Annotated in this window: 19 protein-coding genes and 1 pseudogene; 5 read left to right on the forward strand and 15 right to left on the reverse strand. The window is 72.9% G+C overall.

What is annotated here, in order from left to right:
- Positions 1 to 4: 4 nt before the first annotated feature.
- The 4 genes from QQZ14_RS19185 to QQZ14_RS19200 all read right to left on the reverse strand — a co-directional run bounded on the left by QQZ14_RS19185 (position 5) and on the right by QQZ14_RS19200 (position 5095).
- Positions 5 to 1573 carry a hypothetical protein gene (locus QQZ14_RS19185; protein ID WP_284536011.1) on the reverse strand — a complete coding sequence of 523 codons (1569 nt, stop codon included), beginning with the start codon at positions 1571 to 1573 and terminating at the stop codon, positions 5 to 7.
- 76 nt (positions 1574 to 1649) lie between these two features.
- Positions 1650 to 3179 carry a M1 family metallopeptidase gene (locus tag QQZ14_RS19190; protein WP_284536013.1) on the reverse strand — a complete coding sequence of 510 codons (1530 nt, stop codon included), beginning with the start codon at positions 3177 to 3179 and terminating at the stop codon, positions 1650 to 1652.
- A gap of 99 nt (positions 3180 to 3278) precedes the next feature.
- On the reverse strand, positions 3279 to 3716 hold the full coding sequence (locus QQZ14_RS19195) for a GNAT family N-acetyltransferase (RefSeq protein ID WP_284536014.1): 438 nt from the start codon (positions 3714 to 3716) through the stop codon (positions 3279 to 3281).
- A gap of 17 nt (positions 3717 to 3733) precedes the next feature.
- Positions 3734 to 5095, reverse strand: a complete 1362-nt coding sequence (locus QQZ14_RS19200; RefSeq protein WP_284536015.1) for an MFS transporter — start codon at positions 5093 to 5095, stop codon at positions 3734 to 3736.
- A gap of 168 nt (positions 5096 to 5263) precedes the next feature.
- Between QQZ14_RS19200 and QQZ14_RS19205 the strand changes: the two genes are divergently transcribed.
- Positions 5264 to 5776, forward strand: coding sequence for a hypothetical protein (locus QQZ14_RS19205; RefSeq protein ID WP_284536016.1), 513 nt, complete (start codon positions 5264 to 5266; stop codon positions 5774 to 5776).
- Here the strand turns inward: QQZ14_RS19205 and QQZ14_RS19210 are convergent.
- Genes QQZ14_RS19210 through QQZ14_RS19220 form a run of 3 tightly spaced genes read right to left on the reverse strand, consistent with a single transcriptional unit; the run spans position 5742 to position 8711 of the window.
- Entirely contained in the window at positions 5742 to 6443 is a 702-nt protein-coding gene (locus tag QQZ14_RS19210) for a SprT-like domain-containing protein (RefSeq protein WP_284536017.1), read from the reverse strand. The genes QQZ14_RS19205 and QQZ14_RS19210 overlap by 35 nt on opposite strands.
- Positions 6444 to 6487: 44 nt before the next feature.
- Positions 6488 to 7465, reverse strand: coding sequence for an MsnO8 family LLM class oxidoreductase (locus QQZ14_RS19215; protein ID WP_284536018.1), 978 nt, complete (start codon positions 7463 to 7465; stop codon positions 6488 to 6490).
- A 46-nt stretch (positions 7466 to 7511) separates the two neighbouring features.
- The gene (locus tag QQZ14_RS19220; protein WP_284536019.1) at positions 7512 to 8711 is read right to left on the reverse strand and encodes a cysteine desulfurase-like protein; all 1200 of its coding nucleotides are present in this window, start codon (positions 8709 to 8711) and stop codon (positions 7512 to 7514) included.
- Between the two features lie 54 nt (positions 8712 to 8765).
- Between QQZ14_RS19220 and QQZ14_RS19225 the strand changes: the two genes are divergently transcribed.
- A complete protein-coding gene (locus QQZ14_RS19225; RefSeq protein WP_284536020.1) occupies positions 8766 to 9803 on the forward strand; it encodes a hypothetical protein in 1038 nt (345 codons plus the stop codon).
- Positions 9804 to 9815: 12 nt separating this feature from the next.
- Here the strand turns inward: QQZ14_RS19225 and QQZ14_RS19230 are convergent, their stop codons facing one another.
- The 4 genes and pseudogenes from QQZ14_RS19230 to QQZ14_RS19240 form a co-directional block, all read right to left on the reverse strand.
- Positions 9816 to 10034, reverse strand: a complete 219-nt coding sequence (locus QQZ14_RS19230; protein WP_284536021.1) for a tautomerase family protein — start codon at positions 10032 to 10034, stop codon at positions 9816 to 9818.
- A 25-nt stretch (positions 10035 to 10059) separates the two neighbouring features.
- Positions 10060 to 10182, reverse strand: a complete 123-nt coding sequence (locus tag QQZ14_RS19235; RefSeq protein WP_284536022.1) for a hypothetical protein — start codon at positions 10180 to 10182, stop codon at positions 10060 to 10062.
- Positions 10183 to 10276: 94 nt separating this feature from the next.
- Positions 10277 to 10540, reverse strand: a pseudogene (locus QQZ14_RS25445) (SDR family NAD(P)-dependent oxidoreductase); the annotation flags it as partial.
- Positions 10540 to 11289, reverse strand: a complete 750-nt coding sequence (locus QQZ14_RS19240; RefSeq protein WP_284536023.1) for an SDR family oxidoreductase — start codon at positions 11287 to 11289, stop codon at positions 10540 to 10542. The pseudogene QQZ14_RS25445 and the gene QQZ14_RS19240, both read right to left, overlap by 1 nt.
- Positions 11290 to 11390: 101 nt before the next feature.
- Between QQZ14_RS19240 and QQZ14_RS19245 the strand changes: the two genes are divergently transcribed.
- Positions 11391 to 12236 (forward strand): helix-turn-helix transcriptional regulator, encoded by an 846-nt coding sequence (locus tag QQZ14_RS19245; protein ID WP_284536024.1) that lies wholly within the window; start codon positions 11391 to 11393, stop codon positions 12234 to 12236.
- Between the two features lie 258 nt (positions 12237 to 12494).
- On the opposite strand, the gene QQZ14_RS19250 is transcribed toward QQZ14_RS19245, so the two are convergent.
- Both QQZ14_RS19250 and nrdR read right to left on the reverse strand, forming a co-directional pair.
- The gene (locus QQZ14_RS19250) at positions 12495 to 15431 is read right to left on the reverse strand and encodes a vitamin B12-dependent ribonucleotide reductase (RefSeq protein WP_284536025.1); all 2937 of its coding nucleotides are present in this window, start codon (positions 15429 to 15431) and stop codon (positions 12495 to 12497) included.
- A 139-nt stretch (positions 15432 to 15570) separates the two neighbouring features.
- Positions 15571 to 16134 (reverse strand): transcriptional regulator NrdR, encoded by a 564-nt coding sequence (gene nrdR / locus QQZ14_RS19255; RefSeq protein ID WP_284536026.1) that lies wholly within the window; start codon positions 16132 to 16134, stop codon positions 15571 to 15573.
- Positions 16135 to 16701: 567 nt separating this feature from the next.
- Between nrdR and QQZ14_RS19260 the strand changes: the two genes are divergently transcribed.
- Positions 16702 to 17475 (forward strand): sigma-70 family RNA polymerase sigma factor, encoded by a 774-nt coding sequence (locus QQZ14_RS19260; RefSeq protein ID WP_284536027.1) that lies wholly within the window; start codon positions 16702 to 16704, stop codon positions 17473 to 17475.
- Between the two features lie 48 nt (positions 17476 to 17523).
- On the opposite strand, the gene QQZ14_RS19265 is transcribed toward QQZ14_RS19260, so the two are convergent.
- Entirely contained in the window at positions 17524 to 18441 is a 918-nt protein-coding gene (locus QQZ14_RS19265; protein ID WP_284536028.1) for an ATP-binding protein, read from the reverse strand.
- 38 nt (positions 18442 to 18479) lie between these two features.
- Here QQZ14_RS19265 and QQZ14_RS19270 point away from each other — a divergent pair, with 38 nt between their 5' ends.
- Positions 18480 to 18839: a hypothetical protein gene (locus QQZ14_RS19270; RefSeq protein ID WP_284536029.1), complete on the forward strand. Its 360-nt coding sequence runs from the start codon at positions 18480 to 18482 to the stop codon at positions 18837 to 18839.
- A 111-nt stretch (positions 18840 to 18950) separates the two neighbouring features.
- On the opposite strand, the gene QQZ14_RS19275 is transcribed toward QQZ14_RS19270, so the two are convergent.
- On the reverse strand, positions 18951 to 19310 hold the full coding sequence (locus QQZ14_RS19275; protein ID WP_284536030.1) for a LysM peptidoglycan-binding domain-containing protein: 360 nt from the start codon (positions 19308 to 19310) through the stop codon (positions 18951 to 18953).
- Positions 19311 to 19391 lie beyond the last annotated feature (81 nt).

A 19391-nucleotide genomic window follows, 5' to 3' on the forward strand; every position in this document is an offset into this window, starting at 1 on the left:
CGACTCACTCCCGGCCGGCCAGGTGCCACCGGGTCGCGCTGGTGGCACCGGTGCGGACCAGCTCGCCCGCCGCCACGAGCTGCTTGAGCAGCGCCCGCGACCGCGCGGCGTCCAGCCCGGTCGCCGCGCGCACCTCGGCGCCGCTCACCGGGCCGCGGGCGGCCAGCGCCAGGACCACCTCGCGGGGAGTGGCCGGGCCGGGCTCGGGGTCGGGCTCGGCAGGAGCCGGGCCAGGCACCGGCTCGGGCTCGGGCTCCGGTTCGGGCTCGGGCGGGGTGGCGGCGCGGGCGGCCTCCCATGCCTCGGGCCACCGCGCGATCCGGGGCGCCCAGGTCGTCTCGCTGGTGTCGACCTGGATCAGCGCGGGAAGGGCCGGCGCGGTCTCGGCGAGCCGGGCGAGGAGCTGCTCGCGCAGGACCGCCAGGCGGTGGGCCCGGCGGCCGGTGTGCATCTTGACCAGCCACTCGCCGTACGCCGCGTCGGCCGCGGCCCGCAGGCACAGGGCGAGCTCCGCGACCTCGGGCGCCGGCTGGTCGAGTCCGTCGGCGGCTGCGACCCGGGTGGCGGTCTCCTCGAGGGTGCGCGCGGCCGCCTCGAGGTCGCGGCGGGCCTGGGCCCCCTCGCGCACGGCGACCAGGGCGTCCCCCGCCCACCCGACCCGCTCGGCCTCCTCGAGCGAGCCGGTCGGCAGCACGCTGACCGGGCCGGGGCCCAGCACCGCGGCCAGACGCCGGGTCGACCCGACCAGCCGCGCAACCGCACGCAGCGCATCGCGCACGACCGTCAGGCCGTCGATCAGGTCGTCACGAGGAGTGCTGGGCGGCACCGGCACTCCGAAGGGAGCGACCTCCTGCTCGAGGGCCGCCACGTCGGCCTCGACCTCGAGGGCGCGGCGGACGGCGGCCGCCTGGGCGGCCTCGGTGACCGGCTCGCCGTCGACGCGGGCGCTCTCGAGCAGGCGCGCCGTGGCGCGCTGGGCCTTGCCGCGGAACCACCGTCGCCCCTGCTGCCCCGAGGCGAGATCGGTCTCCAGCGCGGCGAAGGCCTGCACGGCCTCCTCGGACGGCTCGACCCCCTCGACCACCGTGTCCCCGACCTCGTCGGCGGCGTCGAGCAGGCGATCGATGGCGTCGATCTGCCCCTCCAGACGTCGCCAGCTCTCGCCACCGGGGTCGCCCAGGGCGATGTCGACGACCTTGGCCACCCACACCCGACGGTGCAGGAGCACCTCTCCGAGCCGGGCCTTGACGTCGCGGATCACGTCGAGCACCTGCGCGGCGTCGGGCCGGTCGAGCACGTCGCGCAGGCTCGGGTCGAGCTGGCGGAGGGCGAGATCGGCCCGGGTCACCCGGTCCGCGAGCTTGCGCACCTGCTCCTCGGAGGGCACCTGCTCCTCGGGCGGGAACGCCTGGCGGCGACGGCGGCCGTGCTCGGTCGTCTCCCGGGCGTGGAGCCGGACCAGGCGCCGCAGCTCCTCGGCGGTCAGCGGGAGGTCGCCTCGCACCGGCAGCGGCAGCCAGCTCAGTGCCGGGTCGCGCTGTCGCGGCGGCTCGAGGTCGCCTCCCTCTCCCACGTCGGACTCCGTTCACCGAGGTCGAGTCGTGCCCGGTGCCGGGCGCGTCAGGCTCGATGCTAGGAGAGGAAGAACCTCAGCGCTGCTCGAGCCGCGCCAGCAGCGCCTGGGTGTGACGAATCTGCGCCCAGGACGCCGGCACCGCGGTGCGCGCGGACCTGGCCGTGAAGCCCGGCGGGAAGCCGTTCTCCTCGGTCGGTGCCGGACGGGCGTCGGTGTAGAGCCAGGCGTCGAAGAACGACGCGAGATCCTCTCCCGACACCTGCTCGGCGAGCGCGATGAACTCGGGGATCGAGGCGTTGCCGTAGCGGTGGTCGGCCGCCCAGTCCTTCAGCACGGTCGAGAAGTCCGGGTTGCCGATGCGGGTGCGCAGCGCCTGCAGGGTCATCGCACCGCGGTCGTAGACCGCGCCGTCGAACTCGTTGTGCGCGCCGGGGTCGCCGATCCGGACCTTCCAGAAGGGGTCGCGGCGGGGATAGGTGCGCCAGGTCTGCTTGAACAGCCGCGCCGCCGTGCCGTCGCCGTGCTTCTCCGACCAGAGCCACTCTGCGAACGAGGCGAACCCCTCGTTGAGCCAGATGTCGCGCCAGTTCTCGACCGACACGGAGTCGCCGTACCACTGATGGGCGAGCTCGTGGATGACGACGTAGAGGTTGGGGCCCGAGCTCCAGAAGCCGCGGGTGTAGACGGGGCGGGTCTGGTTCTCGAGGGCGAACCCGAAGTCGGCCGCGGGGGCGACCCCGCCCATCGCGTCGAACGGATAGGGGCCGAAGTGGCGCGCCTCGAAGCGGAGCACCCGGGGCGACTGGCGCAGGTCGCGCGCGGCGTACCGGCCCTCCGTGCCACCGTGCGACGCGACCGCCGTGATGACCGGCAGCCCGTCGACCCGCAAGCGGGTGACGTCGAACTGGCCGACCACGAAGAACGCGAGGTAGGACGCCATCGGCTTGGCCTCGCGCCAGTGCCAGGTGCGCCTCACGTGCCGGTCCTTCTTCGAGACCAGGACCCCGTTGCCGAGGGCCTCGAGCCCCTTGGCGACCGTGACCCGGACGTCGTAGGTCGCCTTGTCGCGCGGGTGGTCGTTGGCGGGGAACCACCACGCCGCGATCTCGGGCTCACCGACCGCCGCGACCCCGTCGTCGGTGCGGATCCAGGGCTTGATGCCGTCGGACCTGATCGTCGACGGGACGCCGCTGTAGGTGACCTCGACCCGCATCACCTCCCCGTCGTGCAGGGTCTGGCGGGGCGTGACCACCAGCTCGTGCCGGCCCTGGGTGTACGTCGCGCGCCGGTCGTTGACCCGCACGCTCGAGACCGGGAGCACGAAGTCGAGGTTGAACCGGGACAGCTCCTGGGCGGCGTGCGCGCGGATGCGGGTGGTCCCGCTCAACCGGTCGGTCCGCGGCACGTAGGAGACGCGGATGTCGTAGTGGTCGACGTCGTAGCCGCCGTTGCCGTAGTCGGCGTAGTAGGGATCGCCGATCCCCCGCGCCCCGGTGGTGTCCCCCTGGTCCGACGCCGGCGCGGCCTGTGCCGCGCCGAGCGGCAGCAGCAACGCCACCGCGGCGGCGAGAGCGGTGCGGCGGACGCGTGCTCGTGATGCCATCAGCATGTTCCTCCCGAGAGTCGGCCACCCCCTGTGACCTGGACTCACACAATCACGAGGCGCCGACAGCGTCCAGGAGCCCGCGGAGGCGTCCCGCGCTCAGTCACCGGCGGGCAGGTGGAGGTCGACGTACGGGACGGTGTCGCCGTCGAGGACGTAGCGGTCGTGCTCGACGAAGCCGTGGGCCCGGGCGAAGGCCAGCCCGTCGGTGTTCGAGGCGAGCACGACGGTCTCGATCCGCCGGGCGCCCAGCCGACGTGCTTCGGCCAGCTCGGCCTCCAGGTAGGACGTGCCGTGCCCCCGGCGCCGGTGTGAGGGCAGAATCCGCACGATCACGGTCGCGACCCCGTCGTGCGGCGGCCGCACGGTCGCGTTGCCGACCAGCCGGTCGTCGGCGTACGCCAGCGTGAGCCGGTGGCGAGTGGACCGCTCGGCCACGTCGGCGGGCGACAGCTGGTGGGTGGGGATGATCGTGTTGTGGATGGTCCGCCACTCCTCGAGCAGCGGGCCGGTCGCGACCACGATGTCGAGGGGCACGTGGGGAGTCTGCACGGTCAGTGGGTGATGCCGCTGATCGGACCCGGCGCCGGGTCCTCGACGTCGATGAGCGACGGCGGTCCCGTCACCAGTGCGACCTCGGGCTCGGTGCTGCCGGCCCGGGCCTCGGCGAGTACGTCGGCGGGCACGTGCTGCTCCAGGAAGCGGCGCGCCAGGCGGGTCGACGGGTGGATGCCGACGGTCGCGAGCACGACGATCCCGGCGATGATCACCCATCCCGCGGCGCCCCAGTTCATCGCGAGGAACGTGTAGACGGCCGGCGCCCAGACCCGGCCGAGGGTGCTGCTCAGCTCGGCCGCACCCTGGTACGAGCCACGCTGGCGCGGGTCCATCAGCTCGGCCTCGAACGACCAGCTGGCCGCGGACAGGTAGAGCTCGGCGCCGGTCACCGTCACGTGCCCGAGCCAGACCAGGGCGATCGTCACCCAGCCGACCGTGTCATGCGTCGCCAGCGTGATCAGGCACGAGACCACGAAGAACGTCGACGACACCCGCACCGCCCGCAGCGCGGTCGGCACGTCCTTCACCCCGCGCGCCGCCGCCATCGGCAGGAAGATGCACATCACGGTGTTGGTGCCGAACAGGAACGCGAGCAGCACCCGCGGGGCGTCGGTCTCCTCGACCAGCCACAGCGGGATCACGATGTTCAGCAGCACCTGGTTGGTCCAGAACACGCCGCTGAAGAACGTCGTGAGCAGCCAGCCGAGGTTGCGCATCGGTCCCGGGCCGGGGACCTTCACCTGCCGGTCCTCGCGGGACAGGTCGTCGTGGGGTGCGCGCGGCAGCCGCATGATCGCGGCGGCATTGACCAGGAAGACCACCGCGGTGAACCACGGCAGCGCGTGCAGCATGTCGTTGGAGTGGAACGCCAGCGCGATGCCGCCGAGCAGTGACCCGAGGGTGAAGCCGACGTTCAGCGCGGAGTACATGTAGGCCCGCGACTGCACCCGCTCGGCCGGCGGCAGCACGTCGATCGTGTACGCCCCGTGCGCCGCACCGCCGAGCGACCCGATGACCTCCATGGTGACGGCCATCGCGACGTAGCCCTGGAAGTCGGTGATGAACGGCCACACCGCGAACATCGCGGCCTGCCCGGTGGCGCTGACCGCCCACATCCGCTTCGGCCCGTACCGGTCGACGAGCTTGCCCATCGGGAACGCCGCCAGGAACGCACCGATGCCGGCGCAGGTCAGCCCCAGGCCGACCTGAGCGGCGCTCAGCCCGACGATCTGGGTGAAGAACACCGCCGACCCGGTCATGAACGTGCCCTCACCGAGCGCGAACAGCAGCGACTGCACCGAGAGGCGGCCGGCAAGGGGCGACGGGGGGCGCGCGTGGCGCAACAGGGCGGCGAACATCGCCGCCGATTCTCCGCCCTGGAGACGGGCGGTGTCCTGGTGTTTTCCGACCGGGCCCGGGTCCACGCAGCCGCGCTCGCATCGGCACCGGCGGGACCAATTCCTCTGCCCGACCGACCGCCACCCGACCACGCTGACGATCAGGGAGGACACACGAGGAGGGGCGTCATGGACGTCGGGTGGGTGCTGCCGGTCTGCTGGTTGAGCCTGGGGCTGATCGTCGTTGGCTGCTCGGTCGGGGCGGCGCGGAGCCGGCGCGCGGCCGGGGTCGGCATCGCGGCCGTGGCCGCGCTGTGGGTGCTGGCGGGCGCGGGAGCCAACCTGCTCTTCCTGATCCGGGGCGAGGACTTCTCCGGTTTCGCCGACCAGGCGTCGACGTCGTTCGTGAAGGACACCTGGGAGTCGGTGGTGGTGCCGCACCACGCGCTGTTCATCGGGCTGCTGATCGTCTTCGAGGCCGGTGCCGGCGCGGCGGTGCTGGTGGCGGGGCGCGTCCGGCAGGTCGCGCTGGTGCTGCTGATGGCTTTCAACGTCGCCCTGCTGTCGTTCGGCTGGGGCTACCTGATGTGGTCGGTGCCGCTGGTCGCGGCGCTGGAGTCGCTGCGCCGTGCTGACCGCCGGTGGTCGATCAGCGTGGCCGATGCGCTCAGGCCGGTCGCGCCAGCGCGAACGGCACGGTGAGCACCGCCCCGCCCACGCGCAGGTGGTAGCGGGTACGCCCGCGCTTGACGAGCGTGCCGGTCGTGCCGTGGTACTTGCTGCCGGGCGCGACGACCTGCAGCCGGTCGCCCGGACGCACGCCCGCGACCTGCTCCACGAGGTCGGCGACCGGCTCGGGCTCCCGGGCCCGGGTGAGGGCGCGGGCCAGCTCGGCGCGGTACTGCGGGGTCATCACCGCGGGCTCGCCGCGGTAGGTCCAGGTGAGCAGGTTCTCGACCGAGAACCGCGGCGAGCACTCCGCGCACGCCCCGGGTCGGGCAGGACGTCGGTGTCGGGTGATGCGGTGACCGGCCGCGCAGGTGCCGACCCAGTCACCCTCGACCGCGGGCAGCTGCGGGTCGGTGCAGCGCTGCCCGCTGCACCCGATGCGCACGGCGGTGCGCCGCCACACCGCGTCGTGGCCGTGGCGTGGACCGACCAGCGCGTGGGCGATCTCGTGGAGGAGCGTGTCGCGCACGTCGGCCTCGTCGTGCAGCGCCGTCAATGGCGCGCTCAGGCCGATCTGGCGGGTGGCGTAGCGACAGATGCCCGCGCGTCGTTTCGCCCGGTCGAAGACGAGCGTCCACTCGCCCAGTCCGTGCTCGTCGAGCAGCTCGCGCCCGAGCCGGCGCGCCGCCTCCAGCTCCACTTCGGCCTCCTCACCACTCGCCCCACGACCTGACGTCGCAGACTCTAGGAGGCACCGCCGACGATCTCCCGCACGGCGGCGTCGGAGGCGAACAGCGCGTCCCGGTCGTACGTCGAGGTGCTGATCATCAGCTCGTCGGCGCCGGTCCTCTCGGCCAGCCGCTCCAGGGCGCGCCGGACCGTGACCGGGCTGCCCAGGACCGCCCGATCGAGCGACGGCTCGACGCGGCCCCGCAGCTGAGAGGTCCAGGGCTGGGCCCGGATCGCGTCCACCGGCTCCAGCGGCGCGAACTCGCCCGTCTGCCTCGACCGGGCCATCGCCCAGGCCTCGGGGAGCGCGAGGTCGCGGGCCTCCGCATCGGTCTCGGCGACCGTCACGTCGAGCGACACGGTGACCGACGGCGTGCTCCCCTCGTGCGGCCGGAAGTCACGGCGGTACGCCGACAGCACGTCCCCGATCTCAGCGCTGTCGAGGACGGGACCGCCCACGACGACGGGCAGCCCCAGCCGGGCAGCCACCTCGAGCCCGCGGCCGGTCGCGAGGAGGTGGACCGGGACCCGGCGGCCGGTGACCGGGCGGGCGGTGATCGCGGCGGTGTCGGCGAGGTAGGCCCGGAGCTCGGCCAGGTCCGACTCGAACGTGTCGAGCGCCTCGGCGCCGTGGCGCAGGGCTCGACGCACCGGCGCCGTGAAGCCCAGCGACCGCCCGATGCCCAGGTCGACGCGGCCAGGGTGGAGCGCGTCGAGCATCCGGAACTGCTCGGCCACGACCAGCGGCTGGTGGTGCGGCAGCATCACGCCGCCGGAGCCGATCCGGATCGTGCGGGTGCGCGCGCCGATCGCCGCCAGCAGCACCGGCGGCGAGCCCGAGGCGATGCCCGGGACGGCGTGGTGCTCGGCCACCCAGACCCGGTCGTACCCGAGTCCTTCGGCGTGCACGGCGCGCTCGATCGTCCCGGTCAGGGCCTCGGCCTCGGGCCGGCCGGCCCGCGTGCGCGAACGGTCCAGCAGCGAGAGCCTCACACGTCGACAACCACGCGAGGCCGCCCGGCCTTCCCGGGAGCTGCGCTCACCCGGCGATCTCCGCGACGCCGGCGAGCAGCCGCTCGACGTCGTCGGCGTTCGTGTACGGCGCCAGCCCGGCGCGCACCGCGCCCTCGTCGCCGAGGCCCAGCCACCGCGAGGCCTCGATCGCGTAGAAGTGGCTGGCCGGGGCGTTCACGCCCGCGGCGGCCAACTGCTCGGCGGCCTCGCGGTTCGACCGGCCCGCGACCGTGAAGTACGCCGTGGGCGTCCGGCGGGCGGGGTCGCCGTACAGCTGCACGCCGGTGATCGAGCGCAGCCCGTCGAGCAGCCGCGCGAACAGCGTCTCCTCATGCCGCTCGATCGCGGCCATCGACTCCAGCACCCGGGTCCGCCGGTCGCCGGCGTCGGACGCGAGCCCGGCGAGGTAGTCGACCGCCGCGGTCGTCCCGGCGAGCAGCTCGTAGGGCAGCGTGCCGAGCTCGAAGCGCTCGGGCACCTGGTCGCTCGACGGCACCAGCTTGTCGGGGTGCAGCCCCTCGAGCAGCTCCGGCGCGGCGACGAGCACGCCGTGGTGCGGCCCGAGGAACTTGTACGGCGAGCACGCGAGGAGGTCCGCACCCAGCGCCGCGACGTCCACCGGGGCGTGCGGGATCAGGTGCACCCCGTCGACGTAGACCAGCGCGCCCGCCTCGTGGGCGGCCGCGGCGATCGCGGCCACATCGGGCCGCGTGCCGAGGACGTTGGACGCGGCCGTGAACGCGACCAGTCGGGTGCGGTCGGACAGCTCCGCACGCACGTCGTCGACCGACAGCTCGCCGCTCTCACGGTCGAACGCGACCCACCGCACCGTCGCGCCGGCACGCTCCGCGGCCTGCACCCACGGGCGGATGTTGGAGTCGTGGTCGAGGCGGGTGACCACCACCTCGTCCCCGGCCCGCCAGTCCTGCGCGAGCGCCCGCGAGACGTCGTACGTCACCTGCGTCATGGACCGCGCGAACACCACGCCGCCCGCGTCGCAGCGGAGCAGGTCGGCGACCGCCTGCCGCGCGCCGACCACGACCGCCTCGGCCCGCCGCTCGGCGGCGGTGACCGTGCCGCGGTTGGCCAGCCCGGCGGTCATCGTGCGCGCGACCGCCTCGGCCACCTGGCGCGGCACCTGGCTGCCGCCGGGGCTGTCGAAGTAGGCGACCCCGTCGGAGAGCGCGGGGAAGTCCCGCCGGACCTGGTCGACATCGAAGCTCATGCCGCCATCATCGCCACGGGTGAGGACCTCGGTACGAGCGGGTACCGGTCCCCGATGAGCACGACCGCCACCGCCGTACGACAGGCCCGAGCCCAGGCGCGCACTCATCCCCACTACTTCCTGGCTCTCAAGGCCGCCATGGCCGCGATGCTGGCCTGGCTGGTGGTGCAACCGCTCGGTGGTTTCGCGGCGGAGTACGCCTACTACCCGCCGCTGGGCGCCCTGTCGGTCGTGTCGACCTCGGTGGTGCGCTCGGCGCGCAACGCGACCGAGGTCGTGGTCGCGATCCTGCTGGGCGCGGCGCTCGCGCTGGCCGCCCAGGCGCTGCCGGTGCCGGAGCCGATCCCGCTGGGGCTGGCGGTCGTCGCCGGCGTCCTGGTCGGCGCGTCCGGGTTGGCGGGGAACATGGGCAGCTGGGTCCCGCTGGCCGCGATGTTCGTGCTGATCGCCGGCCGCGGCGACCCGATCGAGTACACGGCGGCGTACGGCGGGCTCACCGCCGTCGGCGCACTGGTCGGCGTGGGGGTGTACCTCGTGTTCCCCCAGCTGCCGCTGACTCCTGCCGTCCTGGCCCAGGACCGGCTGCGCGAGCAGCTCGCCGACCAGCTCGACGAGCTCGCCGAGGCCCTGGTGCAGGAGATCCTCAACGAGCTGGACTGGAACGCGCTGCGCCGCTCCCTCGAGCGCACCGCCCGCGACGCCGACGCCCTGATGGACGAGGCCCGCGACGCCCGGCGCGCGAACTGGAAGGCCGCCCGCTGGGCCGAGACCACCGACCACCACGACGCCCGGGCGCAGGCGCTGCAGCGGCTGACCGGATGCGTCGACGAGGTGATCGCGCTGGTGGCCGGCCAGCAGGCCGAGATCCGCCGCGACGGCTCCACGGCCACCGGGCTGCGCGCCACGACCGCCGAGGCACTGGAGCGGGTCGCCGCCCTGCTGCGCGACCGCGCCGAGCCCGAGACCGCCCGGGCGGCGGTCTCGGACCTGCGCGAGAGCGTGGTCCGGGCCCAGGCCACCACCGGCGCCCACCACTTCGCGGCGGCCGCGATCGTGCTCAACCTCGAGCAGGCGGTGGAGGCCTGGGCCTGAGCCGCGATGAACTCAGCTCGGCGCGTCGGCGCCGGTCAGCTCGGCGAGGGTGAGGACGTGGTCCCCGATCCCCCACCCGCCGTCGGGGACCTCGTCGACGAGGACCATCGTGGTGGCACGAGCCGCCTCGCCGAAGGCCGCGACGTACATCTCGGTGATCGTGTGGATGAAGGACTCCTTCAGCTCGGCATCGACGAGCCCGGCGGGCACCTTCAGGTTGGCGAACGGCATGTCATCTCTCCTTCGTGGTGGTGGGTCAGTAGCCGGCGCCGGCCGGCAGCAGCTGGGGCATCCGGATGCGGTGGAAGAACTCGACCTGGATCCGGTCGGCGACCGCGTTGACCACCTCGGCTCCGTCGTCGCTGGGGTCGACGTGCACCCGGAACGGCGGTACGTCGGCCTCGATGGCGTCGGCGGTCGCGACGGCGACGTCGTAGGGGTCGCTGCCCTCGGGGCACAGTGCGCCGAGCCGGCCCCGCGTTGTGGACGACGACGTCGGGCGCGCCGACCTCGGCCACCAGGCGCTCCGCGGCCGCCGAGACCGAGGCGCCGTCGGTGATGTCGAGCGCGAGCGCGACCGCGCCGGGTGGCACGCCGGCCGCGGCAGCCGCGTTGCGGCCGGTGGTGTCGCGGATGCCGGCGTACACCCGGTGGCCGCGGGCGGCCAGCTCAGCGACCAGGTTGGCTCCGAACCCGCTGGACGCTCCGGTGACGAGGACGGTCCTGGCGGCGGCCATCAGATGATCCCGCCGTTGGCGCGCAGCACCTGGCCGTTGACCCAGTGGCCGTCGGGCCCGACGAGGAACGCGACGGCGGCCGCGATGTCCTCGGCCGTGCCGAGCCGCTCGAGGGGCGGCAGCTTGGCCAGGCCGGCGATCTGCTCCTCGGACTTGCCGTCGAGGAACATGTCGGTCGCGGTCGGGCCGGGGGCGACGGCGTTGACGGTGACGTCGCGACCGCGGAGCTCCTTGGCGAGGATCGGGGTGAGCGCCTCGACCGCGCCCTTGCTGGCGGAGTAGGCGCCGTACGTCGGGAAGGCCAGCGGCACGACCGTGGTCGAGAAGAGCACCAGGGCACCGGGACCGCGCAGGCGGCGGGCCGCCTGCTGGGCGACGGCGAACGTGCCGCGGACGTTGACCCGCAGGGTGCGGTCGAGGTCGTCGAGGTCGAGCTCGGCGACCGGTGCGAGCCGCATCTGCCCGGCGGCGTGCACGACGGCGTCGACGCCGCCGTACTCCTGCTCTGCGGTGTCGAACATCGCCCGCACGACGCCCCCGTCGGAGACGTCGCCGCCCGCGGCGACGGCGCGGCCGCCACGCTCCTCGATCTGGGCGACGACCTTGTCGGCCTCCGCCTCGTTGGCGCTGTAGCCGACCACGACGGCGTACCCGCCCTCGGCCAGCCGGAGGGCGGTCGCGCGGCCGATGCCGCGCGAGCCACCCGTGACGATCGCTACTCGGAAGGTGTCGTTGTTGTTGGTGTCCATGGCATCGACGGTGCCGCCGTCGCAGGACGTGAGGAAGCGGACGTTCTCCCTGGGGATGACGACCCCAGGCTCCGCGGCGCCCGCCCGGGCACACTGGAGGCGTGGACCTCACCGAGCTCGGCGCGTTCCTGAAGTCGCGACGCGACCGGATCCGCCCGCAGGACGTCGGACTGCCCGCCGGACCCCGGCGCCGCGTGGCTGGTCTGCGCCGCGACGAGGTGGCGGTGCTGGCCGGTGCGTCGGTCGACTACTACGTCGAGCTCGAGCAGGGCCGAGGCGCGCAGCCGAGCGATCAGATGGTGGCCGCGCTGGCGCGGGCACTGCGGCTGGACCGCGACGAGCGCGACCACCTCTTCCACCTCGCCGGCCGCCCACTCCCCACCGCGCACGGCTCCCAGGCCCACGTCCACCCCGCGATGCTCGACCTGCTCGACCGCCTCGGCGACACCCCGGCCCGAGTCATCACCGACCTGCACGTGACGCTGGTGCAGAACCGGATGGCCCGCGCCCTCCTGGGCGAGCCGTCGGCCGCGAAGGGCTACGCCGCGAGCTTCGTCCACGAGTGGTTCGCCGACCCCGCAACCCGCGCGCGCTACCGCGCCGACGAGCACGAGCGCACCAGCGCCTCGTTCGTCGCCGACCTCCGCGCCGTCCTCGGTCGCCGCGACGACGCCGAGGCCCGCGCGCTCGTGGCCGACCTGCTCGAGCGCAGCGAGGAGTTCCGCGGGGTGTGGGAGCGCCAGGACGTCGCCGTACGCCGCAGCGACCGCAAGACCCTCGTCCACCCCCGCCTCGGCGAGCTCCCCGTCAACTGCCTCACGCTCGAGAGCGAGGACGCCACCCAGCGGCTGCTGTGGTTCACCCCCGTCCCCGGCACCCGCTCCGTGGAGCAGTTCGAGCTGCTCAGCACCATCGGCGAGCAGGACCTCGAGCCCGCTGGGTCCTAACGGAGGCGGATCGTCGCCGGTCGGCTCGGACGGCTCGACCCGATGCCGTTGACAGCGATGACCACGACGTCGCCTCCGTGCCGATGTCGATCGTCCGCCCACCAGGCTGGACGGTGATGGTGTAGCCGGTGACGGGCGTTCCTCCATCGTCGCTCGGCGGGGTCCAGGAGACCGTCGCGGCGTGGTTGGCCGCGACAAGAAACGATCGGACCCCCGGGGCATCGCCCCGGGGGCCCGATCGGACGACAGCGTCAGCCGTCAGCTGCAGCCGCTGGTGGAGCCGCAGCCCTCGCAGACGTAGCAGGAGCCGGCGGGGCGCATCTTGGTGCCGCAGGTGAAGCACAGCGGGCTGTCGACGGCGGTGCCGGTGATCTGCTCGAGGAGCTCGGCGGAGGTGTGGGCGACCTTGGCGGGCTCGGCGGGGACCTCGCGGGCCTCCGAGCCGTGGGTGTCCTTGGTCTCGACCTCCGCGTCGACGATGTCCCCGTGGGTGGTTTCGAGGCTCGGCGCTGGCGCGCCTCGCACCTCAACCACCGGAGCCTCGATCAGCTCGGCGGCGGAGCCGGTCTCCTCGACGGGCTCGTAGGAGCCGGTCTCGAGGTAGCGCTGGCGCTCGTCGGCGGAGTAGATGCCCAGGCCCTGGCGGGTCTCGAAGTCGAGGTAGTCCAGGGCGAGGCGGCGGAAGATGTAGTCCATGATCGACTGCGCCATCCGGACGTCCGCGTCGTCGGTGAGGCCGGCCGGCTCGAAGCGCAGGTTGGTGAACTTCGAGACGTAGGTCTCCAGCGGGACGCCGTACTGCAGGCCGATGCTGACCGCGATCGAGAACGCGTCCATCACGCCGGCCAGGGTCGAGCCCTGCTTGCCGAGCTTGAGGAAGATCTCGCCCAGCTCGCCGTCATCGTGGGCACCCGAGGTCATGTAGCCCTCGGCGCCACCCACGGTGAAGGAGGTGGTGCGCGAGACGCGGGACTTGGGCAGCCGCTTGCGGGTCGGGGCGTAGACGATCTTCTCGATCACCTTGGTCGCCGCCTCTTCGACGGCGGCCTCGACGTTGGACGACTCGCCCTTGTTCTCGCCCTTGCCGCCGGAGAGCGGCTGGCCGACCTTCGCATTGTCGCGGTAGATCGCGGTGGCCTTGAGGCCCAGCTTCCACGACTGCAGGTAGATGTCCTCGACATCCTCAACCGTCGCCGACTCGGGCAGGTTGACCGTCTTGCTGATCGCGCCGGACAGGAACGGCTGCGCGGCGGCCATCATCCGGACGTGGCCCATCGGCTTGAGGGCGCGCGCGCCCATCGCGCAGTCGAAGACCTCGTAGTGCTCTCCTCTGAGGCCCGGAGCGTCGATCACGTGGCCGTGCTCGGCGATGTGGGCGACGATCGCCTCGATCTGCTCGGGCTGGTAGCCGAGCTTCGTCAGCGCCCGCGGGACCGTCTGGTTGACGATCTGCATGGAGCCGCCGCCGACGAGCTTCTTGAACTTGACCAGCGAGAAGTCCGGCTCGATGCCGGTCGTGTCGCAGTCCATCATGAAGCCGATGGTGCCGGTGGGCGCGAGCACCGAGGCCTGCGCGTTGCGGAAGCCGTTGGTCGCGCCGAGCTCGATCACGTCGGCCCAGGCCTGGGTGGCGAGCTTGTGCACCTGGCTGTCGGCGATGCCGAGCGTGCGCACGGTGTCGTTGGCGGCCTGGTGCTTGCGCATCACGCGCTTGTGGGCCTCGGCGTTGCGGGCGTAGCCGTTGTAGGGGCCGACGACGCCGGCCAGCTCGGCCGACTTCTTGTACGACGTGCCGGTCATCAGCGAGGTGATCGCGGCGGCCATCGCGCGGCCACCGTCGGAGTCGTAGCCCAGGCCCATCGCCATCAGCAGCGCGCCGAGGTTGGCGTAGCCGATGCCGAGCTGGCGGTAGTCGACCGTGGTCTGGCCGATCGCCTCGGTCGGGAAGTCGGCGAAGCAGATGGAGATGTCCATCGCGGTGATGATCACCTCGACGGCCTTCGCGAACAGCTCGCCGTCGAAGGTGTCGTCGTCCTTGAGGAACTTCAGCAGGTTGAGCGAGGCGAGGTTGCACGAGGAGTTGTCGAGCGACATGTACTCCGAGCACGGGTTGGACGCGGTGATCCGGCCGGTCTCGGGGTTGGTGTGCCAGTCGTTGATGGTGTCGTCGTACTGCAGGCCCGGGTCGGCGCACTCCCACGCGGCCATGCTGATCTTGCGGAACAGGTCGCGGGCGTCGACGGTCTCGATGACCTCACCGGTCTTGCGGGCCCGCAGGCCGAACTCGGTGCCGTCCTCGACCGCGCGCATGAACTCGTCGCTGACGCGCACGGAGTTGTTGGCGTTCTGGTACTGGACCGAGGTGATGTCCTTGCCGCCGAGGTCCATGTCGAACCCGGCGTCGCGCAGCGCGCGGATCTTGTCCTCCTCGCGCGCCTTGGTCTCGATGAACTCCTCGATGTCGGGGTGGTCGACGTCGAGGACGACCATCTTGGCCGCGCGGCGGGTGGCGCCACCGGACTTGATGGTGCCCGCGGACGCGTCGGCGCCGCGCATGAAGGAGACCGGGCCGCTCGCCGTACCGCCGGAGGAGAGCAGCTCCTTGGAGGAGCGGATGCGGGAGAGGTTGAGGCCGGCGCCGGAGCCGCCCTTGAAGATGAAGCCCTCCTCCTTGTACCAGTTCAGGATCGAGTCCATCGAGTCGTCGACGGAGAGGATGAAGCAGGCCGAGACCTGCTGCGGCGACGGGGTGCCGACGTTGAACCAGACGGGGCTGTTGAAGGAGAAGTACTGGTGCACGAGCAGCCAGGTGAGCTCGTGCTCGAAGACCTCGGCGTCGGCGTCGGACGCGAAGTAGCCGTGGTCGATCCCGGCCTTGGTGTAGGTCTTGACCACCCGGTCGACGAGCTGCTTGAGGCTCCACTCGCGGACGTCGGTGCCAACCGCGCCGCGGAAGTACTTGGTGGTGACGATGGTCGAGGCGTTGACGGACCAGAAGTCGGGGAACTCCACGCCGCGCTGCTCGAAGACGGTCTCACCGGTCTTCCAGTTGGTCTGGACGACGTCCCGGCGCTCCCACGTCAGCTCGTCGTAGGGGTGCACTCCCTCGGTGCTGAAGACGCGCTCGATCGTCAGGCCGGCGCCGGCCTTGGACTCCGCCTTGGCGCCCGTGCGCCCACTCACCGTCTCGGTCATCCCTCTGGTGTCCCGTCTCTCGAGGTTGGTGTTGCCTGATCATTGCTTTCGGCACCGACAGCGCTGCTGCGCCGAGGGTGCGGACGCTTGGTGCGCCCGGGCGGACCGCTTCCCCACGATCCACCCGGGCGGTCTGGGGTCAGCCCGTCGCGACGGGCTGGGGAGGAGCCGGGGCGCCGGTAGGCGCCCGCTCGGCCCGCACGGTTTCGAGGCTCGCCGCTGGCGCGTCGAGCGCCTCAACCACCGGACTTCCGGCTCCTCGCTCCGCTCGGAGCCGGGCGATCTCGTCCTCGAAGTCGTCGGCCGACTCGAAGGCGCGGTAGACGCTGGCGAAGCGCAGGTAGGCGACCTCGTCGAGCGCGCGGAGCGGGCCGAGGATCGCCAGGCCGACCTCGTGGGCCGGGATCTCGGCGGCCCCGTCGAGGCGCAGCGCGTCCTCGACCTCCTGGCCCAGGCAGGCGAGCTGGTCCTCGGTCACCGGGCGGCCCTTGCAGGCCTTGCGGACGCCCGCGATCGCCTTGTCGCGGGCGAACGGCTCGGTGGCGCCGGAGCGCTTGAGCACGGTCAGCTGCATCATCTCGACGGTCGTGAACCGCTTGGCGCAGGCCGAGCAGGTACGCCGGCGCCGGATCGACCCACCGTCGTCGGCGACCCGCGAGTCGAGGACCCGGGTGTCGGTGTTGCGGCAGTACGGACAGTGCATGGGTCACTCCTCTCGCGGGTCGGTCGGTGCGTGGGGTCGCGAAGAACACCCTCGAAGGGGTGGGCGCGGGCTGTGGATATCGGGGGATCCGCTGTGTACAACAAGCAGCAGACTGTGGGTCTTCCACCTCTGTCCTGTGCACCACGACCGCGGTTCTGTGGACTAGATGTGGATAACTACACCGTTGTAACTACTAGATGTAGTGGTAACCGTACGCCTGGCCACCAGGGGTGCGCAAGTGGCGTGGCACCGTACTTCGGGTATGTCCAGACGTCGCCGCAAACGCGCAGGTCAGGGCCGCAATGGCGGCGCGAGCACCACCGCGCGCCCGGCGCGTCAGCGGGTGGCGGGGCGGTGGGTCAGACGGTGGGGCGGACCGGCGTCGGTCCGCACAGGTGGAGCGGCGCGAACGCCCGGAAGTGCCGGGCAGGCCGCGGTGCCACTGGCGGGGGCCGCCGCATAGACCACCCCGAAGGGTGGTTTAACGGTGTACGAATCCCGGGCAGGTCTACGGATGCGGTTGTGAAACGGCCGCTGGACAACCGAAGACAGGAGAGGTCACCCCCGATGACTGCAGGCACCGCACCAAGCCGTTCCGATGAGACCGTCCGACTCTTCGCCCTCCGCGCCGACGCCAGCCCGGCCGAGCGCGCTGAGATCGACGACCAGCTGATCCGACTGAACATGGCCGTGGCGGTCGACGCCACCCGCCGCTTCAGGGGCCGCGGCATCGCGTCCGACGACCTCGAGCAGGTCGCGTACGTCGGCCTGGTCAAGGCCGTGAAGGGCTTCGACCCCGAGCGCGGCTTCGACTTCCTGAGCTTCGCGATCCCGACGATCCGAGGGGAGGTCCGTCGCCACTTCCGCGACCTGGGCTGGACGGTGCGCCCGCCTCGGTCGATCCAGGAGGCGCAGACCAAGATCATCGCCTGCGAGGGCGAGCTCTACCAGCAGCTCGGCCGGGCCCCGCGGCCCTCCGAGATCGCCGAGCACCTGGGCCTGGACCGCGACCTGGTGGTCGAGGCGCTCGGCGCCAGCGGCTGCTTCGCGCCGGCCTCCCTCGACGCCCCGGCCCACGAGGACGACGACGACCCGATGGGCCGCCGCCTGGGGTTCACCGACCCCGGCTTCGACGTCGCCGAGGCCCGCGCGGTGCTGGCCCCCGTGCTCGCGAAGCTCTCGAAGCGGGAGCGCACGATCGTGGAGATGCGGTTCTTCCGCGGCTGCACGCAGGCGCAGATCGGCGAGGCGATCGGGGTGACCCAGATGCAGGTCTCGCGCCTGCTCACCCGGCTGATGGCGCGCCTGCGCGAGGAGCTCCAGGTCACGCTCGCCGCCTGACCCTCCCGACTCGACGCTCCGGGTCGGTTCGGCGCCGGGACCGGAGTCCTAGGCGGCCGTGCCGACCCGGAGCGCGAACCAGGAGACCGTGCCGGCCTCGTCGCGCTCGGTCCCCCACCGGTCGGAGAGGGCGTCGACGAGCTGGAGGCCGCGACCGAAGACCTTCAGCGGGTCGTCGTCCTCGACCAGCTCGGGGGTGTCCCCCGCGCCCCGGTCGCGGACCGCGACCGTGAGCATGTCGTCCTCGAGCGCGACGGTCAGCACCGAGCCGGTGCCGGCGTGCACGACGGCGTTGGTCACGAGCTCGGAGAGGCACAGCTCGGCGGAGTCGAGCACCTCGTCGCCCACCTGCCAGGTCGCGAGCACGTCGCGCAGGAACCGCCGTGCCTCGCGGGGCGCTCGCGGGTCGCCCGCGAGCCGGACCGAGGCCCGGTGCGGGTGCTCGCCATCGTCGTCCCCGTGGTCGTCCGCGTCGAGCCGCCGGACCCGGCGTACCGCCTGGGAGGTACGCCGGGCGGCCGCCTCGAGCAGTCGCAGCTGGGGCCCGTCGAAGGCCTGATCCTGGTCGAAGTAGAGGATCAGCCCGCCGATCGGGGACGAGGCGCCAGGGAGTGGGAGCGCCGCCAGCGCGCGGGTGCCCACCTTGCGCTGCCGGGCGAGCAGCTCGGCGAAGCGGCCACCGAGGTCGTCGAGGCCGCCGAGGACCGGCTCGCCGGTGCGCACGACGCGGGTGAGCGGGACGTCGTCGTAGGCGTCGATGTGGCACCACCCGCCGGAGTCGGTGCTGAGGAGGCGGAGTCGCCGGCCGCCGCCCTCGTTGAGCGCCAGGCCCACCCGCGAGACTCCCGGCAGCGCCTGCAGGTCGCGCAGCACCGCCCGCGCGACGGTCTCGACGTCGGCGGCATCCTCGAGCTCGGTGCCCAAGTGGGACAGGGCCGCGAGCGGTCCCTCGGCGAACTCACCCACAGGCAGCAGGGTAGCCACGGATCGGACACAATGGCGCGGTGGCAGCCAGCGGGGGCGGGAAGCGAGCGGGGTCGCGGCGTGGGCCGCGGCCGCACCGGCGCTTCCAACCGGCCCTCCTGCTCCTGGCGCTCGGCATCACCGCCTGCATCGTGGCGTGGGGATACCTCGTGTACGCCGCGATCGACTTCGGCTCCACGGCCCGGGACGGGGACACCGAGGCCTGGTGGTTCCTCGCGCTCGCCTCGGCCGGGGCAGTCGCGTGCCTGTTCGTCGGGCTGATGCTCGTCGCCCGGGTGCTGCGCCGGCTCGGCATGACCGGGGGCGCCGCGCGCTCCCCCGGGGCCGCCACGGAGGCCGAGCCCGATCGGCCGGTCGGCGGCCGGCGCGCAGCGCGCTGACCCAGATCTCCCAGGACGCCGCGAGGGGCGGGGCCACCGGGCCCCGCCCCTCGTCTTCCCCGGCTCGCCAGCCGGGGTCGAAGCGGCTGACGATGTCTGTGTGGTGCTCGGCTACTCGACCGGCACGAGGAGCCGCTGCCCGGCGGTGACCATGCCCGAGTCGAGAGCGTTGAGGCGCTGGATGTGGTCGACCATCGCGCGCACGTCGCCGTCGCCGGACAGGCCGGCGGCGATGTCCCAGAGGGTGTCGCCGGCGCCGACCATCACCACGCGGGTGGGCTCGGGCGTGCCGGAGTCACTGGTGGCGACCGAGCCGCCGGCGAGCACGAAGCCCACGGTGAGGATCGCGAACACGGCGATCGCCAGCACCACCAGCCGGCCGCGGCGGGTCAGCCGGACCGAGCCGGGACGGGCCTGGCGGGTCGGGCGCACCGGGTGGATGTGGGTGGTGCCGATCGTCATCGTGCTCATCGTGACCTCCTGGGGAAGTGGCGGTCTGCCTCGGGTCGTGCTCTCTCGATGTCAGTTCTAGTGGCGGCCACCGACAGTCCC

The sequence above is a fragment of the Nocardioides sp. T2.26MG-1 genome, from assembly GCF_950101795.1.
Lineage (GTDB): Bacteria > Actinomycetota > Actinomycetes > Propionibacteriales > Nocardioidaceae > Nocardioides.